12 protein-coding genes are annotated in these 15225 nt (G+C 72.4%); 4 read left to right on the forward strand and 8 right to left on the reverse strand.

What is annotated here, in order from left to right:
* Positions 1-9 precede the first annotated feature (9 nt).
* Together JOF43_RS05330 and JOF43_RS05335 are read left to right on the forward strand one after the other, a co-directional pair.
* On the forward strand, positions 10-1404 hold the full coding sequence (locus JOF43_RS05330) for an MBL fold metallo-hydrolase (protein WP_209900040.1): 1395 nt from the start codon (positions 10-12) through the stop codon (positions 1402-1404).
* Between the two features lie 19 nt (positions 1405-1423).
* Entirely contained in the window at positions 1424-1990 is a 567-nt protein-coding gene (locus tag JOF43_RS05335) for a hypothetical protein (RefSeq protein ID WP_209900042.1), read from the forward strand.
* A gap of 23 nt (positions 1991-2013) precedes the next feature.
* On the opposite strand, the gene JOF43_RS05340 is transcribed toward JOF43_RS05335, so the two are convergent.
* Positions 2014-2871: a hypothetical protein gene (locus JOF43_RS05340; protein ID WP_209900044.1), complete on the reverse strand. Its 858-nt coding sequence runs from the start codon at positions 2869-2871 to the stop codon at positions 2014-2016.
* Positions 2868-3209, reverse strand: a complete 342-nt coding sequence (locus JOF43_RS05345) for a hypothetical protein (RefSeq protein ID WP_245354021.1) — start codon at positions 3207-3209, stop codon at positions 2868-2870. Before JOF43_RS05345 ends, JOF43_RS05340 begins: the two co-directional genes overlap by 4 nt.
* Before the next feature lie 36 nt (positions 3210-3245).
* Between JOF43_RS05345 and JOF43_RS05350 the strand changes: the two genes are divergently transcribed.
* Entirely contained in the window at positions 3246-4616 is a 1371-nt protein-coding gene (locus JOF43_RS05350; protein WP_209900046.1) for a serine/threonine protein kinase, read from the forward strand.
* A gap of 24 nt (positions 4617-4640) precedes the next feature.
* Here the strand turns inward: JOF43_RS05350 and JOF43_RS05355 are convergent, their stop codons facing one another.
* The 5 genes from JOF43_RS05355 to JOF43_RS05375 form a co-directional block, all read right to left on the reverse strand.
* Positions 4641-6185: a serine hydrolase domain-containing protein gene (locus JOF43_RS05355; protein WP_209900048.1), complete on the reverse strand. Its 1545-nt coding sequence runs from the start codon at positions 6183-6185 to the stop codon at positions 4641-4643.
* 156 nt (positions 6186-6341) lie between these two features.
* Complete coding sequence (locus JOF43_RS05360; RefSeq protein ID WP_209900050.1) at positions 6342-6692, reverse strand: hypothetical protein; 351 nt, start codon at positions 6690-6692, stop codon at positions 6342-6344.
* A 620-nt stretch (positions 6693-7312) separates the two neighbouring features.
* A complete protein-coding gene (locus JOF43_RS05365; RefSeq protein WP_209900052.1) occupies positions 7313-8071 on the reverse strand; it encodes an SWIM zinc finger family protein in 759 nt (252 codons plus the stop codon).
* Positions 8072-8081: 10 nt separating this feature from the next.
* Positions 8082-11138, reverse strand: a complete 3057-nt coding sequence (locus tag JOF43_RS05370) for a DEAD/DEAH box helicase (RefSeq protein ID WP_209900054.1) — start codon at positions 11136-11138, stop codon at positions 8082-8084.
* Between the two features lie 86 nt (positions 11139-11224).
* Entirely contained in the window at positions 11225-12862 is a 1638-nt protein-coding gene (locus tag JOF43_RS05375) for a MinD/ParA family ATP-binding protein (protein ID WP_209900056.1), read from the reverse strand.
* Positions 12863-12997: 135 nt separating this feature from the next.
* On the opposite strand from JOF43_RS05375, the gene JOF43_RS05380 reads away from it, so the two are divergent.
* Complete coding sequence (locus tag JOF43_RS05380; RefSeq protein ID WP_209900058.1) at positions 12998-13753, forward strand: protein phosphatase 2C domain-containing protein; 756 nt, start codon at positions 12998-13000, stop codon at positions 13751-13753.
* A gap of 630 nt (positions 13754-14383) precedes the next feature.
* On the opposite strand, the gene JOF43_RS05385 is transcribed toward JOF43_RS05380, so the two are convergent.
* Entirely contained in the window at positions 14384-15148 is a 765-nt protein-coding gene (locus JOF43_RS05385; RefSeq protein WP_209900059.1) for a winged helix-turn-helix domain-containing protein, read from the reverse strand.
* Between the last annotated feature and the right edge of the window lie 77 nt (positions 15149-15225).

The raw sequence follows: 15225 nt of genomic DNA on the forward strand, positions 1-15225 counted from the left end.
GAGGACGCTGTGCTGCTCGAACGCCTCTTCGACACCGACCTGGCGCAGGCCAGCTACCTCATCGCCTCGACGGACGCGGGCCGCGCCGTCGTCGTCGACCCCCGTCGCGACGTGCAGGACTACCTCGACCTCGCCGCGAAGCACGGGCTGAGGATCACCGACGTCACCGAGACCCACATCCACGCCGACTACCTCTCCGGCACCCGGGAGCTCGCCGCCGCCACCGGCGCCACGATCCACGTCTCCGGGCACGGCGGGACCGACTGGTCCTACGGCTACGACGCGCACGTGCTGCACGACGGGGACGAGATCGTCCTCGGCGAGGTGCGCCTGCGCGCCCTGTTCACGCCCGGGCACACCCCCGAGCACCTGAGCTACCTGATCACCGACGGCGGCGTCACCGATGAACCCGGCTACCTGCTCTCGGGCGACTTCGTCTTCGCCGGCGACCTGGGCCGGCCCGACCTGCTCGACGAGGTCGCCGGCGGCGAGGACACCCGCGAGGACTCGGCCCGCGCCATGTTCGCCTCCCTGCGCGACCGCTTCGTGACGCTGCCCGACCACCTGCTGGTCTTCCCCGGCCACGGGGCGGGCTCGGCCTGCGGGAAGTCCCTCGGCGCGGTGCCCTCCACCACCGTCGGCTACGAGAAGCGCTTCGCCTGGTGGGCGCCGCTGGTGGCGGGAGACGACGAGGACGCCTTCGTGGACCGTCTGCTGCACGGCCAACCCGAGGCCCACGCCTACTTCGCCCGGATGAAACGACAGAACCGCGACGGGCCCGCCGTGCGCGGCCCGGCCGCGCCGCCGGCCCAGCTCGACCCCGCAGCGGCCGCGGAACGACTGGCCGACGGACGGGCCGTGCTGCTGGACACCCGCGGCCTCGAGGACGTCCGCCGCGGCGCCGTGGCCGGGGCGCTGACCGTTCCCGCCGCCACCAACCGCTCCACCTACGCCGCCTGGAGCTACGACCCCGAGCGCGAGTCCACCCCGCTGATCCTGCTGGCCCGCGACGCGGCGCAGGCCGAGGAGCTGCGGGACAACCTGCTGCGGGTCGGGATCGACACGGTCGACGGCTACATCACCTCCGTCGAGGGCCTCGCGTCCTTCGTGCCCGGGACCGTCGCTCCCGCCGACCTCGCCGCGCACGAGCATGACCTGGTGCTCGACGTGCGCGGCCGCGAGGAGCACGCGAGCGGCGCGGTGCCGGGATCCCAGCAGCTGCACGGCGGGCGCGCCCTGTGGGAGCTGTCCGCCCTCCCCGCCGGCGGCCGCATCGTCGTCTACTGCCAGTCGGGCCTGCGCGCCGGGGTGGTCTCCTCCGCGCTGCGACGCGCCGGGTACGACATCACCGAGCTCGAGGGCAGCTACGCCGGCTGGGCGCAGTGGGCGGGGGCCGGCCGGTGACCGGACGGGTGCACGTCGCATGACGCCGACCGCGCCGAAAGGCGGCGAGCACGCGCTCTGGGAGGGCAGCCCGGCGCTCCTCACCGAGCTCCGTGACCTGCTGATCACGCACGTCTCGGAGGGCACGCTGCGGGTCGTGCTCCAGCAGCTGATGCTGCGCGAGGGCGGGCGCGAGGCCGGAGTCCACGAGGTGATCGACGCGGTCGTCGACGTCGGCGGCAACCTGGTCGCGTTCCCCGTGGCCGGTTCCGTGCGCGAGGACCAGCGGGCCGCGGACCGCCTCGACGCGGCGCTCACCCGCCTGCGCGCCGAGATCACCGAGGAGATGGGCGCGCAGCCCGAAGGGCTCGAGGTGATCATCGACGGGGACGGGCACCGGGAGGTGCGGATCGCCTTCGCCCTCGAGATCTCCCCGCAGGACGTGGCCGGCCGTCCCGCGCCTCCGGCGCTGCACGACGGGGCCCACCACATCCGGCACGCGGCGCCCGCTCTGGATGATCTGCGCGACCGGCTGACCCCGCCCCCGCCGAGCCTGCTGCGCCGCTGGTGGGACGCCCTGCGCGGGGAGAGCCGGCGCGGCGTCTGACTCCGCCGGCGGGTCCGCCTCCCTCAGCTGCAGAGCACGTTCGTGGCGTCGTCGCCGGCCAAGGCCGTGGAGTCGGGGTCCAGCAGGTCCTCCCGGACGACCCGGGGCGAGGCGATCACCGTGTCCATCGTGGCCTGCTGCGCGGTGCGCTGCTCGGCCTCCTCACCCAGCGCGGGCACGACCATCCCGCCGCGGTCCTGGATCGCACAGCCGTCCAGGCCGTGGATGGTGACGCGGATGGTCGCGGTCGAGGCGGTGCCGTCGGCGGCGAGATCGGCGACGACGCCGAGCCGGTAGGCGATCACGCCGACGGCATGGGTCCGGGTGTCCAGCACGGACCAGGCCAGGGTGCCGCCCAGCAGGAGCAGGGGCGTGTCGTCGCGCTGCCCACGGAACCAGGCCATCGCCAGGGCGGGCCGGCCGACGGTCGCGAAGCCCTCGGCGAGGGCGAAGGCGTACAGATGCCGCGCGCCACCGTCCCAGGCCTCCGCCAGGACGTCCTGCCAGTAGGCGGGGGCGGCCGCCTCGATGCGCGCGCGGGCCTCGGCGTCGTCCAGGCCGTGCAGCGCCTCGGGGGAGAGGTAGGCGACCGCGAGGAAGTCCGTCAGCGCGCGCCGGGCGGGGTCGACGGCGGCGTCCTCGGCCCCGAGATCGGCCCAGGTCTCGAGCTCTGCGGCGTCACCGGCCAGCGGCAGGGCGAGCACGTCCTCGAGCGAGCGGCCGTCCCAGCGTGCCTCGTCCAGGGAGGCGAGCGGGTCGCGGGGCACCTGCTCGGCGGTGGCGGGGCCGGTCGGGCCGCAGCCCGCAGCGAGCAGGGCGGTCCCGGAGGCGGCGAGCCCGGCGAGGCCGCGTCGTCGCACCAGCAGGCGACGAGACGTCATCGCAGTTCGGGCTCGGACGTGTCGGCTCGTCCGGAGTCGGCATCGAGGCGCCGGCGGATCGTGCGGGCGCGGTCGCGGTCGTGCTCGGTGGCCTTGTCGACGAGATCGGTGGTGTCGTGGTCGGGCTCCTCGGGCTGCAGCACCAGCCACACGACGAAGCCGATGGTGAGCACGGCGACGATGGCCAGGAGGATGCCGAACAGGGGCCAGGAGAAGGCGATCGGGTCCCAGAAGGAATCGCCTTCCAGCGGTGCTCCGACGACCACGGCAACCCCCATCCGGTCACGGCGCGTAGGGCCCGGGGGCGCTCCCGGGTCCACAGAGATCCCGGCCAGCATAGCTCCTCGCCGGTGGGCGGTTATGCTGAGGCGGTTATGGCTGATGTGATCGTCGGGCGATTCGCCCTCATCGACCTGATCGCCAAGGGCGGTTCAGGGTCCGTGTGGCGCGCCTGGGACTCCAAGACCGAGGAGCTGTGCGCCGCTAAGGTGCTGCGCCAGCGCGACTCGGCAGACCTCATGCGCTTCGTGCGCGAGAAGGGGGTCAGCTTCGACCACCCCCATCTGCTCACGCCGCACGGCTGGGGCGCGGAGGACGAGCACGTCGTGATCGCGATGCCGCTGGTCTCCGGCGGCACTCTCGAGTCGATCGTGAAGAAGAAGGGCAAGCTCTCCGAGCCCGCGGTGGTGGTGATCCTCGACCAGCTGCTCGACGGCCTCGCGCACGTGCACTCCGAAGGGTGGATCCACCGGGACGTGAAGCCCGCGAACATCATGTTCGAGCCGCGGGGTCGGGCCTTCCCGGTCTCGCGCCTGGCGGACTTCGGCATCGCCGTGCACGAGTCCGACGTGCGCTTCACCCACGTCGGCATGGTCAACGGCACCCCCGGGTACATGGCTCCCGAGCTGTTCTCGATGGCGGAGCCCGCGCCCTCCCACGACCTCTACGCCGCAGGTGTGGTGGCCCTGGTCGCCCTGAACGGGCAGATCAAGCTGCACGACGGCGCCTTCCGGCCCGATGAGCTCTCCCAGCACCTGCGCGGGGTGACCCCGAAGCTGTCGGCGGTGCTTCGCAAGCTGGTCGCACCCCAGCCCGACCAGCGGTACGAGGACGCGGAGTCGGTGCGGCGGGACCTGCCCCGGGTGCCGCAGGGCTACCCGCTCACGCACGCCGACGGGGCTCCGCTCGAGTTCCAGGACACGCTGGACCCGCTGCCGGAGAACGCCCCCGGCGCCGTGAGGCCCCAGCGCCCCGCCCCGCAGGTCGCCGCCTCCTCGATGGAGGCGATCCGCTCCGGCCAGGTGCAACAGGGATTCTCCTCCGGATCGCCCTCGCCGCAGACCGGGCCGCAATGGGCCCAGGGCGTGCCGGGTGCGCAGACCACACCGCAGCAGGCCTCGCCGCAGTCCACCCCGCAGACCTTCACCGCTGCCCCGACCGGCACCTTCACCGGTCAGGGTGGGCCGCGGAACCGCAGCACGCTGATCGCGGTCGGCCTCGGCATCGGGGCGGCGGTGGTGCTCGGCATCATCGTGGCGATCACGCTGCTGGTGATCTTCCCGCGGAGCTCCGCGGCCTCCTTCGACGACGGCCCGCCGGTCAGCAGCATCGACACCGCCTTCGCCGAGGTCGCACCGGGGCAGGAGTGCGCCGAGCGGGACGAGGGGGTCATCGCCCTCACCCCCGAGGGTGATTACCTCTCCTGCGCCCGCGCCGCCGACGGCACCGGCTACGCCTTCGCCTGATCCCGCCGCCGGGGTCCCGGTGATTCAGGCGGCGGCGACCGCCGTGGTGTCCAGGGACTGGATGAGGGCCTCGCGTCGCGGGTCCATCAGCAGGTCGATCCGCAGCGACGGGGAGCCCTCGCCGCGGCCCGGGATGCGCCAGCGCAGCTGCGCCGGGCTGATCACCGTCGCCGCCTCGGCGCGCACGTAATCCAGCGCGGACCGATCCAGCCCGGCGGCGTGGAGCGCCGAGTCCAGGCGCCGCTGGCGCTCATCCCGCGAGGTGTCGAGATCCATGTTGTCGGCGAACCAGGCGTCGGCCACTGCGTCGTCGTCCGTGCGCAGCCAGGTCAGCGCCGCCGAGGCGGCCGCGAGGGTGCGCGGCGCGGCCCGCTTCTCGGGCCCCTCGAGCAGCCCGGGGACCTCCCGCTGCAGGATCCGCAGCGTCTGCAGGGACAGGGGCGTGGCCGGGGCGTACTTCGAGTTCGCCAGCGCCACCACCCCGACGCCGCTGGCCCGGTGCCAGACCATGAACGAGCCGTAGCCGGGGTAGCCGCCGGAGTGGGAGATGACCTCTCCGAGGTCCGGGAAGTGCTCGATGACCAGGCCGTAGCCGTAGCCGCGGATGCGGTCGAAGCCGGGGGAGGTGCCGTCCTCGCCGACCGGCAGGGCGGGCAGCGCGTGGTGGCGTCGCAGCTGCTGCATCTCGCGGCGGGAGGTGGTCGACAGCAGCGCCTGGTCGCGTGCGGCGGAGTCGGGGGCGTCGGCGGCGGCGAGGAAGCGCACCCAGGCCGCGACGTCGTCGACCGTGGAGAACAGGCCGGCCATCGCGCCGTACACGCCAGGGTGGTCCAGCGGCACCGGCTCGAAGCGCGTCGCATCGGTGCGATCGCCGATCCGGTGCCCGGTGGCCAGGCGCGCGCGGTCCAGCGCCTCGGTGTCGAAGGCCGTGTCGACCATGCCGAGCGGCTCGAGGAACCGCCGACGGATCTGCGTGGTGTAGTCCGAGCCCGTGACCTCGTCGATCACCCGGCCCAGCAGCGCGTACCCGGTGTTGGAGTACTCGAAGCCGGTATCGGGGCGGCGGGTGTGGCCGAGCCCGCCGGCGAGCAGGGCGGCGAACTCCTCGCGGGTGAGGGACTCCTGGCGGTCTCCCCAGGGATTGTCCGTGACCAGGCCGGCGCCCATGGTCAGCAGATCGCGCAGGGTGATCTCGGGATCATCGGCCGCGGTGTCGAAGGCTGCCCCCGCTTCGGGCACGTAGCGGGCCACGGGATCATCCAGCCGCAGCCTGCCCTCATCGCGCAGGGCCAGCAGCGTCGCAGCGGTGAAGGACTTCGTCATCGAGGCGATCCGGGAGATCGTGGCCCGGTCCATGGGGGCCGAGCCCGCCGCGGACTCTCCCGCGTCGAGCTCGCGCTGCCCGGCCGCGCCGTGATGGAGCACGGCCTGGTCGTGGGCGTGCCCGCCGACGACGGCCCAGGTGACCCCCGCGGTGCGGTGGCCGTAGACGGCGTCGGAGAACAGTGCGCTGATCTCGGCGCGGGTGGACTCGGGCAGGGTGGCGGGAGCGGCAGGCGTGCTGGACATGGGAGCCACTGTAGGGCGTCAGAGACGGCGGATCTCACCCCGGGCGGGCGGATCGGGCCCAGGCGTCGTGCCTCGCGCCCGACCTCCGTTCATGGATCGGACGAGCCCGCCTCGGCACTGGGAGCGTGTGGCTACCGCCGCTGCTCCCGCCTTGGCTCAGGCGTCGAGCAACCCGACGCCGAGGTACCCCGCGAGGACCCCTTGCAGTCCGGCATAGAGGGCGAAGAACGTGCACAGCAGCAGGGCGGCGGCGAGCAGCACTCGGCCGACCCTCCGGAACGTTCCCTCCCGCCAGGCGAACAGCCAGTAGACGGCATTTACGGCGACGGCGAGACCCACGGCGGCCGCCCATTGGTACGTCTTCACTGTCGGCCCAGTCATGTCGGTCAGGAAGATGGCGGCGTTGAGCACGCCCAGGAACCCGAAGAGGATCGCCAGCCATAGAAGAATCCGCTGGGCGACGGGCGTATTCGTCCATCGATGATTGAAGGCGTGCACTGTCATCATGTGGTCACCTTCCTCGTGTGCGCAAGAGAGTTCAGCACAGGCGGCCGGCTTCCGTGATCATGGCGGAGGTGATCAGCCCGGCGGAGGCTGCGATAACTGCTCCAGCGATAGTCGGACTGCTGATGGCCGCCGCGAGCCCCCAGACGACCGCGTTAGCGTACCCCGCTCCGGATAGGAGGTTTGCGCAGGTCTCCTTCGAGACCATCGGGTTGATTGCTCCAGTGGAAGCAACTCCGGTGATTTCCTCAAGGGCTGTATCAGTGAGGGCAACATGGGTTGCCTCTTGCCCCTCGGGCTGGATGATCAATTGCTTGTTGTTGGTGTCAACGCTGATGGTGACTTCGAGACCTTGGTCAGTAGTCTCGGAGGCGGTGATGACCCCGGAAGACTCTTGCGAGGAGACGGCAGCGTGTGCTGAGCCAGGCTCAGCCGCAGTCGCAATCCCCCCCGCTTGTGGCGAGCGCGGCCGCAGTGATGACGGTAGCGGCGAGGAACCTGTTCGCGTTCATGACCAACCTCTTTGTTCGCAACTGCTTGCTGTTGATGCACATGCATCGCAACATTTCCTGCGCATCGTGTCAAAATCGTCTTGCTGGTGGGCCTGAGTCTGCGCGCACTGCCTACCCCACATCAGTCTGCGTGTCGCCTGCGGCGGCGGACCCGTAGAACCTCGCGATGATCCGGGCCGGGTCCGCGCCGATCACCTCGGCCAGCAGCGCCGGGTCGGTGCGGGTGGGGTCGTAGGGGGCGGGGACCGGGTCCGAGGGATCGCCGTTCGCTTCCCCGCTGCCGTCCGCCGCGCCGCCGTCGTGCTCCTCGCCGGGCTCTGCGCGCCGCGGAGAGGCCGCCTCCCTCGGAGCGACCAGGTCCTCGAGCGTCAGCCCCCGCAGGGTCAGCAGGTGGACGGGCTTGTCGTCGACCGTCTCGACCAGCACGTACACCAGTGCCGCGACGTGACGGCAGGGACCGGGCCAGTCCAGGCACGAGCAGTCGTGGGACAGCTCCGCGGCTCCTCGCGGCAGCAGCGAGAGCTCGGAGCCGGCCAGTTCCCGCTCGAACTCCTCGGGATAGTCGCCGCCCGCGAGCCGTGCGGGCAACTCGGGGCGGGCGCGCGCGATGCGCAGGAACTCCTCACGATCGTCCGACGGGAAGGCGGGAAGGTCCAGCCGGGCCCGATAGAGCTCGCCGTCGGCATCGAGGACGTCACCACGAGCGACCCCCGTGGTGACGTCGAGCCACTGCACGCGGCCGGCGCGGGCGTCGGCCTTCCCGCTGCCGGCGCGCCCCACCCCGAGCAGCCGTTCGGCGGCGTCGCGCAGGGCGACCGCGTGCCAGCTCTTCCCGATCGCGCCGCGTCGCGAGAGAAGCCGGATGCTCATGTCGGCCCCCTCATCCGTCGTCCTCCTCGAGGCTCAGCAGGTTCAGCAGGCGGTCGTCGTCGAGGTCGGACAGCCAGTCCTCGCCGGGGCTGATCGTCAGGTCCGCGAGAGCCTGCTTGTCCTCGAGCAGGGAGTCGATCTTCTCCTCCACTGTGCCGGCGCTGACCAGCTTGTGCACGCTCACGTCGCGCCGCTGCCCGATGCGGAAGGCACGGTCGGTGGCCTGGTTCTCCACCGCCGGGTTCCACCAGCGGTCCAGGTGCACGACGTGGTTGGCGGCGGTGAGGGTGAGACCGGTGCCGCCGGCGCGCAGGCTCAGCAACATCAGCCCGGGACGCTCCCGCTGGGACTGGAACTCGGCGACCATCTGGTCGCGGTCGTGCTTGGAGACCCCTCCGTGGAGGAAGGTCACGTCCAGCCCGAGCTGCGCGAAGCGCTCCTGCCAGTACGGCACCAGCAGGTGGCCGAAGGTGGTGAACTGGGTGAAGGCGATGGCCTTCTCGCCCTCGGCGAAGGCCGTCTCCAGCACGTCGTCGACCAGCTCGAGCTTCCCGGAGCGGTGCTGGCCGTCCCGCACCAGCGGTGAGCCGTCCCCGAGATAGTGGGCGGGGTGGTTGCAGACCTGCTTGAGGCGGGTGATCGTCGAGACCACCAGGGTCCGACGGGACGTCTGGTCGGCCCCGTCGAGCTGGACCATCAGCTCGTCCACCAACGCCTGGTAGAGGCCCGCCTGCTCCGGGGTCAGGTTCACCACCCGGGAGAGCTCGATCTTGTCCGGCAGGTCCTTGATGATCGCGCGGTCCGTCTTCACGCGGCGCAGGATGAACGGCGCGGTCACCAGCTTGAGCCGGCTCAGCGCCGAGGAGTCGCCCTCCTCCTCGATCGGGGTCGCGATCCGGTCGCTGAAGCTGCTCGCGCTGCCCAGCAGGCCGGGGTTCGCGACCTCCATGAGGGAGTGCAGGTCGCCGAGCTTGTTCTCGACCGGGGTACCGGTCAGGGCGAGCCGGCGCGGGGCGGTGAGGCTGCGGGCGGCCCGGGTGACCTGCGCGCCGGGTGTCTTCACGTGCTGCGCCTCGTCCAGCACGATCCGGTGCCAGGCCACGGCCGTGAGCACCGGGAGGTCGCGCGCCAGCAGCGAGTACGTGGTGATCACCAGGTCGAGGTCCGCGGCGCCGGCCACGAAGGACTCGTCCCGCAGACGGGTGCCGCCGTGGTGGACGTGCACGGCCAGATGCGGGGCGAAGGTCGCCGCCTCCCGCTGCCAGGCGCCGACGACGGACATGGGGCAGACCAGCAACGTGGGGCCGATGCGAGGCGTCCCGTCCGCGGCGGGGTCGGTGCCCTCGCGCTCCCGGCACAGCAGGGCGAGGACCTGCATCGTCTTGCCGAGCCCCATGTCGTCGGCGAGGATCCCGCCCAGGCCCTGCTGGTCCAGCGCCCACAGCCAGTTCAGGCCGTCGAGCTGGTAGGGCCGCAGCGACGCCTCCAGGGAGCGCGGCTGCGGGTAGGGGCGGGCGCCGCTGCCGCCGGGCATCAGCCGCGCCAGGCCGTTGTGCCCACCGGCGTAGAGGGCGCCGAGCCCGAAGTCGACGTCGCGCGCCTCGGGGGACAGGGCCAGGGAGAAGATCTCGATCCAGGGTGCCTGTCCGGAGACCTCGACCGGCGCGGGCGGCAGCTCCGGGGCCGCCGGGGTCGAGGCGGTCCCGGAGCGGGCGGCCGGTGCGGGACGCTCGGCTCCGTCGTCCCCGGTGCGCAGCCGCTGATCGCGGGTGCGAGCGGCAAAGGCGTCGAGGAAGCGCTCGGCGGCGCGCAGCGTGGTGGCGTCCAGCCGTACCCACTGGCCGCGCAGCAGCACCAGCTCGCTCTGCGCCTCACGGATCTCCTCCATCTCCGCCTCGGTCAGCTCGGTCTCGCCCACCGCCACCCGCCAGCGGAACGAGGCCATCGACCCCAGCCCCACCCCGGAGGCCTTCTTCTCGCCCTCGGCGTCCTCCTCGGCCTCCTGGGGGCGCAGCGTGGTGCGCTGCTTGGTCCAGTCGCGCGGCAGCAGCACGGTCACCCCCGCCTCCTCCAGGGCAGGGGTGTCGCGGGAGAGGAACTCGCCCGCCTCCGCGGTGGTCAGCAGCCAGTCCACGCCGGTCTCGTCGACCGCGGCGCCGCGCACGGTCGGAGCCCGTCGCATCACCGCCGCGGAGGCCTCGGCGGCGCCTGCGGTCGTGAGGTCGCCGACCGCCCGCAGGTCCGCGACGGGATGGACGGTGCCGTCGGTCTCGCGCAGGCAGGTCTGCAGCGGCCAGGCGGTGCCCACCGGCGGCTGGAACAGGCGCACCACCAGCTCGCTGTCGGTGGAGCGGAGCTTCACCCCGGGACGGCCGGAGTCGACGAAGGCGTCGAAGGCGGCGGTGATCCGGCGCTGGGCGGGCAGGTCGGCGCGCAGCTCCCCGTCGTCCGCGAGCGCCCACAGCACCCCGTAGCGGTCCGTTCCGGGGGCCTCCGCGGAGCGCAGATGCGCGGCGAAGGCGGCCCGGGACCGGCCGTCGACCAGCGCGTGCAGCATCAGGGGGGCGTCCTGCTCCGGGGCCCGCCACTGCAGCACGGAGCGCCCGAAGCGCTCCGTCGCCCGCACCCGCATCGCGCGCCTGTCGACCAGGTCCCGGGCGCGCACGTCGAGCACGATCGCGGTGATGAGGTCCGGCATCGCCACGAGGTCCCCGTCGAGCCGCGCGGCCGCGCCCTCGGCCAGCAGCGCGGAGACATTCTCCGCGAAGTTCTCGCCGAAACGAGTCTCGAGCAGGGCGGTGGCGGCACCGACCAGAGAGGTCAGGGACGTGCCGGCCAGCGGCAGGGCGGGTACGCGGCGGTCGCCGTCGCGGCCGGGGACCCGGATGCGATGACGCAGCTGGTCCGGGGCGTCGGCCAGCGCCTCGGCGAGGCCGGCGGGTGCCTCGCGGCGCAGTTCGGTGAGGTCCTCGAGAGCCTTGGAGCGCCCTGGCCCGGTCTGCTCGCGCACCCACAGCGCGGGCCCCAGGTCGTCGTCGACGACGAGGCTCAGGCGACGGGTGGGCATGGGCTCCAGCCTAGGCCCCGGGCCCGACGTCCGCGCGGGCGGGCCCGGGGCTGTGGACAGTGCTTCGCCGCGCTCCGCCGCCGGGCTCAGAGTCCGTCGATGATCAGCGACGTCGCGTCGAGCCAGGCTTCCTTGGTGTTCGGCGCGATCCGCGACCACTCCAGATGGGAGCCGTCGACGAACTGCTGCTCGTAGGGCACTTCGGCGACCACCCGGGTGTGGGCGCCGAAGTGGGCGAGCAGCCGGCTGCGCAGGGTCGGATCGAACTTCCCCTTCGAGGAGTGCGACAGGATGGTCACCGCGTGGTCCACCTGCTCGGCCAGACCCGTCGCGCGCAGCTCGTCGATCATCCACGCGGCCGCGTTGAAGGTGTCCTCCCGGACGGTGGAGACGATCACCAGCTGATCGGCGTCCTTCACCGCTGCCAGCCAGTTCGAGGCGCGCACGTTGTTGCCGGTGTCGATGACCTTGATCCGGTAGAACCGCGACAGGGCGTCGTTGAGCTCGCCGAACGCCTGGCCGTCGATCGAGGCGGCCGAGCCCGGGTCCTCGTCGGAGGCGAGGATGTCGAAGCGCATGTCGCCCTGGGGGCGCACGTAGGGGTCGAGGTCCGCGTTGGTCGCCTCGGGAGCACGCAGGTGGTCGATGTCGTGCAGCAGGTCGACCGCGGTGCGGTGGTGGTCCGACGGGACGCCGCGCCAGCCCAGGGTCCCGCGGGTCTCGTTGTTGTCCCAGGCCAGCACGTTGCCGCCGCGGGTCACGCCGAGAGTCGCGGCGATCATCAGCGAGGCGGTCGTCTTGTGGGCGCCGCCCTTGAGGTTCACCACCGCGATGTTGCGCGGGCCCTCGAGCGGCCGACGGATGCGCTCGAGCCGCTCGGTCTCGCGGCGCTCGCGCGCATTGGGGCGCAGGGCGATGGCCCCACCGGTCAGGCGGGTGACGAAACCCGGGAATCCCCGGGTGGGCTTCACCTTCTCGGGCTTGGCGGTCTCGCTCTGCAGGTCCTGCAGGGTGGGGCGGGGGTCCTCGGCAGCGGTGCTGCGCGCCGTCAGCGGACGCTTGTCGGCCGGCGCCACGGGCGAGGGCACCGGTGTCAGGGTGGCCGGCGGGCCGGACGATGCAGACGATGCAGACGATGCAGACGATGCAGACGATGCAGACGATGCAGAAGATGGGGACGATGCCGACGAGGGCGAGGGGACCGACGGTGCGGACTGCGCCGAGGCGGAGGACCCGGTGCCCTCCGGAGCGGTCGAGGGAGGCATCGCGGCGGCGCGGCGACGACCGGCGCGATGGGAGTGCGCTGCCGACAGCTCGCCCGTCTCGTCCTCGAGCACCGCGGCATGCTCCCCGGTGGTCGTCCCCGAGCCCGCAGTGGTCAGCGCCTCGGGATCGATCGAGCTGAGGTCGACCGTGTCGTCGGTGGGCAGGCCCGCGCCGGGCGGCGCGATCAGCGGGTCGTCGATCGCCGGACCGTACGGCGGGCGGTCATCGGCCTCGCGGCCGGCGATCCGCCCGGTCGGCTCGACCCGCAGGTGATGACGCACATCTGGTTCGACGATCACGACATCGACCGCATCCTCCCCGGTGCGGGCCGCCGTGATGAAGACCTGCTTGACCCGATCCCTGATCTCCGGCAGGTCGGCACCGGTGACCTCCACGGTGTCGTCGGCGAGATGCACGGTGGCAGTGGTGTCGGAGGTGATCCGCGCCTGCGCGATCATTGATGCTTCCCCTTCAGATCCTGGACTGCGTCCGTGCCCCAGGAGGTCGGACAACATGGTTCGCGCCCACTCTACGGGCGCATCGCCCTCGTGCGTCCGACGTCCGCGCCCGCGGTTCGTGCCTACAGTGGCGCTGTGCCCACCCTCCTGTTCTCCGACCCTGCCGGCGCCGCGGCGAACGAGGACGCAGCCGGGATGCTCGGCGATGTGGCGGTGCTGCTCGACGGGGCCGGGGTCCCGCAACGATTCCGCGCAGGCTGCCGCCACAACGTCGCCTGGTTCTCCCACACCCTCGCCGCGCACCTGCTCACCCGGGCCCAGGATCCCGCCATCACTCTGCGGGAGGCGCTCGCCGGGGCGATCGCCGCGGTCCGTGCGCTCCACGTGGGCGACTGCGACCTCGCCGCCGGCAGCCCCTCGGCCACCGTGGTCGCCGCACGGCGGCGCGAGGACCATCTCGAGCACCTGGTGCTGTGCGACTCCGCGTTGCTGCTGCGCCACCGCGACGGCAGGGCCGAGCGGATCAGCGACCTGCGGATCGACGAGGTGGTCCGCACCGAGACCACCGCCGAGTCGATCGAGGCCCGGCGCAACGCCCCGGGAGGATTCTGGGTGGCCCGGCACGAGGAGGAGGCCGCCGCCCAGGCACTCGTCGGGCGCACCCCGCTGTCCTCCCTGGCCTCCGCGCATCTGGTGTCCGACGGCATCACCCGGGCGGTCGATCTGCTCGGACTGTACGACGACGTGACGCTCGCACGGGCGCTGGAGACCGACCCCCGAGGCGTGGTGCGTCGGCTGCGTCGAGCAGAGGACGCGCTGGAGGTGGATCGCCGGCCCCGAAAGCCGCATGACGATGCGACGGTCCTCACATTTTCTCTGGGGCGCGGGTGAATGCAGGCCCCGATCCTGAGTTCGCGCTGGTTGCCGGGAAGGCCGCACAGAGGGTCGAGGTGACCGGGGAGCGCCGGGCGATCCGGCCCGCCGCCTTCGGTTTTTGTCCTTCCATGACGGAGGCTGAGGCTCGGTGGCACTTGTGCGCGGCTTCATCTTTCCTGCATGTCACCTGCGAAAACACGGGGCCCCGCCGCGTTTACATGTGAGCGGAGAGGGCCTAGACTCAGAGGGAACGCGTCGTCGCGACGGGTAGCTCCCGGCCCGAGAGGTCGAGAGGGGCCCACGGCGGGGACGGCGTTCGACGATCGGGGGCGTCGTCCTCGGATCGGGCTGGTAGAGTCCCGGCTGAACGATGAGTACGTTGAAAACTTAAGAGATGTGTCGCTCCTCAAGACCCCCCTCATGGGGAGCGGCCGGACGGGCACTACGCCAGGTTCCCCCACCTATGGCAGCCCGTCCAGCCTGTTCGCCCGCACCCACCCCTGACGGACGACAGGCCTGACGAGCGGTCCGTGAGCCCCCGACGATGTCGGTTGAGTGCTCCGGGCCGCTCGTCCTTTTTCGTGGCAGTCCTGCAACATCGGTGCGCCCTGCCGACGAAGCAGGGCGCACCGTGGGGCTCCCTTGTCAGGAGCTGAGGATCGCGACGTCGCTGCCCGGGTCCAGGCGGTAACCGGCCCCGCGGACGGTGGAGATCAGCCGGCGGTAGCGGCCGAGCTTGGTGCGCACGCGACGCACGTGGACGTCGACCGTGCGCTCACCGGTGTCGGACGGCGCCTCCGCCCACACCGACTCCATGAGCTCCTCGCGGGAGATGGTGCGGCGCGCGTTGCGGGACAGCTCGGCGAGCAGCTCGAACTCCTTGTAGGTCAGGTCCACGTCGTGCCCGTCGATCCGCACGCGGCGACCGAACAGATCGATCACCAGGCTGTCCTCGACAGCGACCGACGGGCTGGCCGGGCTGACGGCGGTGGCCCGCAGGGCCCGCCGCCGAGCGGTCTCGGCATCCTTGCGGGCCGGAGAGTTCGGCGAGACGACCCCGGGACGGCGGGGGCGCAGCGGGCTCACCGCCACCGATCCCTGGCCGCGCGGGGGCAGCGTGCGGGCGCTCGAGCGCGAGGAGCCGGTGGCGGCGAAGGTATTGGGGTTCGAGACCCCGACCGTGGTGCGGCCGTCGCGGGTCGCCGTCAGGCGCTGTGCATGGGTGCGCAGGTCGTCGGCGATCAGGGCGGCCTCGACGTCACCGGTGCCGGCGGGGAGGGTGACGGACACCGTGACGGTGACACCCTCCTCCGTGGCCTGGGGACGCGGGGCGGTACCGCCGACGCGGTACAGGTTTCGGGCCGGGGTGGTGTGGTCAGAGGTGGTGGGACGATCCAGGGCGATGGTCATGATGGAAGTTCTCCGAGGGGCGGCGCGAGGTGCGCGGCGGCTGGTGGGCCCGGGATCCCTGGGATCGACGCCAGATG

The sequence above is a fragment of the Brachybacterium sacelli genome, from assembly GCF_017876545.1.
GTDB classification, from domain to species: Bacteria; Actinomycetota; Actinomycetes; order Actinomycetales; family Dermabacteraceae; genus Brachybacterium; species Brachybacterium sacelli.